This window comes from bacterium (assembly GCA_016873475.1).
Classification (GTDB): domain Bacteria; phylum Krumholzibacteriota; class Krumholzibacteriia; order JACNKJ01; family JACNKJ01; genus VGXI01.
The window spans coordinates 1-5,437 of sequence record VGXI01000204.1; the positions used below are offsets into that span (position 1 = coordinate 1).

Annotated in this window: 3 protein-coding genes; all 3 read left to right on the top strand. The window is 74.1% G+C overall.

The window, feature by feature from the left end; genetic code table 11:
* Window positions 1–61 precede the first annotated feature (61 nt).
* The 3 genes from FJ251_13120 to FJ251_13130 all read left to right on the top strand — a co-directional run bounded on the left by FJ251_13120 (window position 62) and on the right by FJ251_13130 (window position 5,174).
* Complete coding sequence (locus FJ251_13120) at window positions 62–715, top strand: hypothetical protein (protein ID MBM4118649.1); 654 nt, start codon at window positions 62–64, stop codon at window positions 713–715.
* An 86-nt stretch (window positions 716–801) separates the two neighbouring features.
* A complete protein-coding gene (locus FJ251_13125; protein MBM4118650.1) occupies window positions 802–4,191 on the top strand; it encodes a T9SS type A sorting domain-containing protein in 3,390 nt (1,129 codons plus the stop codon).
* A 20-nt stretch (window positions 4,192–4,211) separates the two neighbouring features.
* Complete coding sequence (locus tag FJ251_13130; protein ID MBM4118651.1) at window positions 4,212–5,174, top strand: PorV/PorQ family protein; 963 nt, start codon at window positions 4,212–4,214, stop codon at window positions 5,172–5,174.
* The last annotated feature ends 263 nt before the right edge of the window (window positions 5,175–5,437 follow it).

A 5,437-nucleotide genomic window follows, 5' to 3' on the forward strand; every position in this document is an offset into this window, starting at 1 on the left:
CCCCGGGCCGAGCGCCCCGTGCTTACGCTGACCCGCGAACGCTTGCCCGGGAGGACTCGCCATGGCCTGTGCGCTGGGCCCCATCCACTACTGGCTCTTCGGTCAGGTGCGCCTGGCGGAGGCGCGCGGTCGCCGGCTTGCCGCGGCGCTGGCAGCCGCTGGTTGCGAGGACGCGCTGGCGGTCTGGGCGGCCGCGAGCGGCGGGCGCCCGGCCGGCTGGAGCGAGCAGCCCCTGGATGCGCTGATCACCGGGACCGTTCACGAAGGGCTCGAGGCCATGGTTGCCGGGATCGCGGCCGGGGAGGCGGCGCTCTATGCCCTGGCCCGCGAGCGGGGCCAGGCCGCGCAGGCGGCCTTTGCCGAGGCGCTGCGCGCCGACGGCCGCGAGGCTGGCGCCGCGCTCCGCGCGGGATTCCCCGTCGGGGACGCGCGGGCGATCCACGCGAGCCTCCGCGAGCACTGGCTGGAGGGAATGCCCTGCCACGTGGAGATCGAGGTCGCCGAGGACGCTCCCGCGGCCGTCGCCTGGCAGCGCCGCGGCCGGCCGCTGGCCAAGTACTGGACGCTCTCCCCGGTCGCCGCCTCGGCGCTGGCCGCTCTGCACGTCGAGTGGATGGCGGCCTTCGTCGCCGGCTGCGGCGGCCAGCTCGAGTCGGCGCCCTGGCCCGCGGGCGGCGAAGGCGCCCAGGCCTTCCGCATCGTCGCCCGGCACTGAGCAGTCCCCCCTCGCCTTGACGACGGCCGGGGCGGGCCCCTATACTGCCGCCACCCTGCCTCCCTCACGCCGTCAGGTGGTTGTCATTGCGCGCCTTGCATCGTCGCCTGCCGCTCGCCGTCCCGCTGGCGACCTGGCTGACGGCCCTTGCGCTCCTGTCCGCTTCCCCGCTCGGCGCCGCCCCGGTGCCGCCGCCGCGACTGGCCGGCTACCCGGCGGCGAGCCCGCCGCCAGCGCGAGCGCTCGGCGAGGCTCAGCGCGCGCGCCTGAGCGCTCTGCTCGCGGGGGAGGCCGCGCCGCGGGAGCGGGCCACGGTGCGCTGGCTGGGCATCCTCGTCGCGTTCCAGGATCGCGGCTTCGCCCAGGAGTACAGCGAGGCCTTCGATCCCCTGAACGTGCTGGGTTTCCCGGACTCGGTGGTGGTGACCCCCCGCGCCATCTGGTTCGCCAATGCGATGGCCCGCACGGCCGACTACTTCGCCACGGTCTCGGACGGGCGTGTCGAGCTGCGGCCGACCCTGGCCGACGGCGTGCTCACCCTCTCCGGCGCGATGGCGCACTATGGCGACGATGAAGCGTTGAGCTGGGAGGAGGGCGCCCGGCGCCTCGCCGCCGAGACGGTCGACTCCCTGGACGCGACCATCGACTTCTCCGCCTACGATCTCGTCAGTTTCATCCACGCGGGGCCCGGCCAGGAGTCGGACCTCCTGCGCAACTCGACCGATCAGCTCTGGAGCGGCTATCTCGACTTCGCCTCGCTGCGCGAGGCCTTCGCGGACTCGCTGCCCGACGCGCCGGTCGCGGGCTGGCCCGGCATTCCGACGAACGACGGCGCCTTCGTGCTCGAGCACTTCGGCATTGCGCCCGAACTCGAAGTCGAGGAGCAGCTCAGCCCGCCCTTCGTGCTGGGGACGCTGGGCGTCAACGTGCACCAGCTCGGCAGCTACCTGGGCCTGGTCAGCCTGAACGACCTCATCGAGCCGCGCGGCCAGGGCGCCGGCAACTTCGACCTCATGAGCAGCGGGCTCTGGAACGCGCTCGGCTTCGTGCCCGGGCCGCCCTCGGCCTTCAACCGGCGCCTCGTCGGCTGGGCGGAGGCCGAGCGCATCGAACCCGCGGCGGCCACCGGCGCCGGCCTCGCCCGCAGCCTGCCGAGCTGGGAGCAGGGTGCGGCGGGCAGCCTGCTCCAGCTTCCGATCAGCGAGCGCGAGTACTTCCTCATCGAGAACCGCAACCAGGACGCGGACGGCAGCGGCGGCTTCACCTTCGCCGACGCCAACGGCAATCACGTGCCCGACAACGGCGAGTCCCTGCTGGACGCCGAGTTCGACTACTTCACGACCCAGTACAGCGCGAGCGATCAGACGCCGGGCAGCGGCCTCTTCGTCTGGCGCATCGACGAGGAGTTCGTGCGGCTGACCTTCGAGCTCGACTTCAACCTGATCAACGCCTACAACGAGCACTACGGCGTCGCCCTTCTCGAGGCGGACGGCTACCCCGACCTCGCCACCGTCAGCTACGACGAGAACGCCTACGGCGGCGACTTCGACGCCTTCCGCGCCGCGGGGGGGGTGAACGCGCTCGCCGCGACGCAGACCGGGATCGACGCTGCGAGCCTGCCCTCCACGCGCAGCGCCGAGGGCGCCGATTCGGGCTGGCGCCTGAGCGGCATCGGCGCCCACGGCCCGGCGATGGACCTCACCCTGCAGTGGGAATCGGCGGGCTGGCCGCGCAGCGAGGAGCGCCTGGCCGAGCGCCTGCCGCTGGGCGATCCCCTGGCCGCAGACCTGCTCGCCGATGCCATGGACGCGCCCGAGTTCGCCTTCCTGGCCGCAGGCGCCGGCGGCGCGGCGGACTCCCTCTTCCTCTATGTTCAGGGAAGGGCGCCTAGCGGCGAACTGGCGGCGCCGGCCCGGGTCGCGGCCATCGCCGGCGCGCCGGCCGGTCCCCTGGCGGCGGGGGACCTCGATGGCGACGGCCTCGCCGAGCTGGTGCTCCTGTGCACCGACGGCCGCCTCTTCGCCTGGCGCGGCACCGGCGAGAGCCTGGGCGGCGCGCCAGATGCGCCGCTCGTCACCGTCGGGGCCGCGTCCACTGCACCCCTGCTGTTCGACCGCTCGGCTCTCTGGTCGCCCAGCCCGCGGGCGGGCGAGCAGGTCGTCGTCGTCGTCGAGGATTTGCCCGACGACGGCAGCCTCGGCTACAGCCGCTGCCGGACGCACGTCTTCACGGGCGCCGGCGTGGCGCTGGTCATTGGGGACAGCGCCTGGGACGAGCCCTTGCGTGGGCTGCCCGTCGGCGAGCCGGCGCTCCGGCTCACGGTAGCGCCCGCCGAGCGCGGGTATGAGCATCCAGCGCCGACCCTCGCCCAGTTCGCGCTCGCCCTCCTCGACAGCAGCGAAGGCGGCAGCGCGCGCGTCCTCAGCCTGGCCACGCCCCCCGCGGCGATGGCGGGCTGGCCGGCGACGGCGGAGCTGGCCATCGCCCCCGGCAGCGACGCCGCCGTCCAGCTCGCCGCCGGCGACCTGGACGCCGACGGCGTCGACGACCTGCTGGTGGAGGCCGAGAACCAGCTCCTGCTCTGGTTCCCCGCCGGCCGCTACGGCGGTCCCGGCGAGGGCGGGGTCCGCTTCGCCTGCCCGCTGGTTTCGGGCGATGCCCTCGCCCTGCTGCCGGCGGCCCTCGCTGGCGACGGGACCCTGGCCGCGCTGGCCGCGGGCGCGGGGCGCCTCGTCGCCTGCGGTCCGGAGGGCAGCGCCTTCGCCGACTGGCTGCTCGCGCCCGCGCAGAGCGAGCCCGATCCCGGCTTTTGGGCAGACCCCGCGCGCTGGCTCCTGCTGCGGCGCGATGACGCCGGGCGGGACACGCCGCTGCTCGCGACCCTCGACGGACGGGTCTTCGCGGGACGCGGGGATCTCGCCGCCGGCCTGGCCTCGCAGTTCCCGGGCGGCGACCTGGCCGGCAGTCCGGTCCTCGCGGACCTCGACGCGGACGGCCTGCTCGAACTGCGCGGCCTCAGCGGTTTCACGCCCGTGCTCGGCAACACGGCCGGCGAGGACACGCTGCTCACGGGCAGCGCGCTGCGGATCTGGCAGCTGGAGACGGACGATCCGGTAGCCGGCGGCGTCCCCTGGAGCCAGGGGGGCGGCGACGCCGGGCGTCGGCGGCGCCTCGCCGCAGCCGCGCCGCACAGCCCGGCAGCGGGAACGGGCCGCCTGCTCGAGGCCTACGCCTACCCGAATCCCGCCGGCGCCCTGGTGACCTGGCGCGTGCGCAGCGCGGCGCCCGAGCGCATCGCCATCGCGCTCTACGATCTGGAGGGCCAGGAGCGCTTGCGGCTCAGCGGCCGCACCGACGGCTACAGCGCCTGGGAGAGCGAGAGCTCGCTTGTTGGCCTCGCGCCCGGCGTGTACTTTTTCACCATTCGCGCCGCTGGCGGCGACCTCGTGACGGGGCGCCTGGCCATTCTGCGCTGAGACGATCGACTGGAGGACGGATGCGCGCGCGCCGCTTCGCCCCTGCCCTGCTCCTGATCCTGCTGAGTTCCCTGCCCCTGCCCGCCCTGGCCTACGAGCCGGGGACCTCGGGCCTGCTCTTCCTGCGCCTGGGCGTGGGCGAGCGGGCGGCCGGAATGGGCGAGGCCTACACGGCCCTGGCCGCCGACGCGACGGCGCTCTACTGGAATCCCGCCGGCCTCGCCGCCGTCGCGGGCAGCCAGATCCACCTCATGCACAACGAGTGGATCGCCTCCGTCCGCCAGGACTTCGCCGGCCTCGCCCACCCAACGCGCCTGGGGACCTTCGGCCTCGGGATCACCGGCCTGAGCATGGACGAGCTCGAGCTGCGCGAGGAGCTGCCGAGCAGCGAGCCCCTCGGCCATTTCTCGGCCTTCGACATCGCCGTCCACGGCGGCTACGGGCGCACGCTGCTGCCCGGCCTCCAGGTCGGCCTCGGCCTGAAGTGGATCTACAGCCGCCTCTACGAGGAGAACGCCAAGGGCTTCCTCGTCGACTGCGGCCTGCGCCACGAGGCGAAGATCCCCGGTCTCACGCTGGGAGCCGCCCTGCTCCACTTCGGGCCCAAGTTCAAGTACGTGAGCGAGCAGTTCGATGCCCCGCGCACGGTCAAGCTGGGCGCGGCTTGGCTCGCGCCTGCGCATCCGGCCGGCGGCGATCTGCGCTTCGCTTACGACCTGCTGCTGCTCAGCGACAGCGACACCGCGAGCGACGCCGAGCTCGGCGAGAGCAAGTCGCTCAACGCCCGGCACCACTTCGGCGCCGAGTACGATTACCGGGGACTGGCCGCCCTGCGCCTCGGCTACAAGGCCGGCTACGACTCGCAGGGCCTGAGCGCAGGGGCGGGCCTGAGTTGGCACCAGGTGACCTTCGACTACGCATTCATCGCCGTGAGCAACGACCTGGGCAGCGCCCACCGGCTCGGTCTGACCCTGGGCCTCTAGCGCGGCTCGCGCGATGTCCCGGTGGACTCCGGCCCCGGGCGAGGGCGGATCCGGCAGCGCGCGGGGCGGTCGGGATCCTCGACCGGCTCGGCAGGGTAGTGCCGGCCGCCGTCGTCGAGGAGTTGCAGCTCGCCCCCGGCCAGGCGCGCGTAGCTGAAGCGGCGCAGCCAGTCCCCGAGACAGAGGAGATCCCAGCCCCGGTAGCGCCAGTGGAAGCCCAGGTGCAGGTGTCCGAAGACGAGGCCGTCGATGCTCTCGTCCCC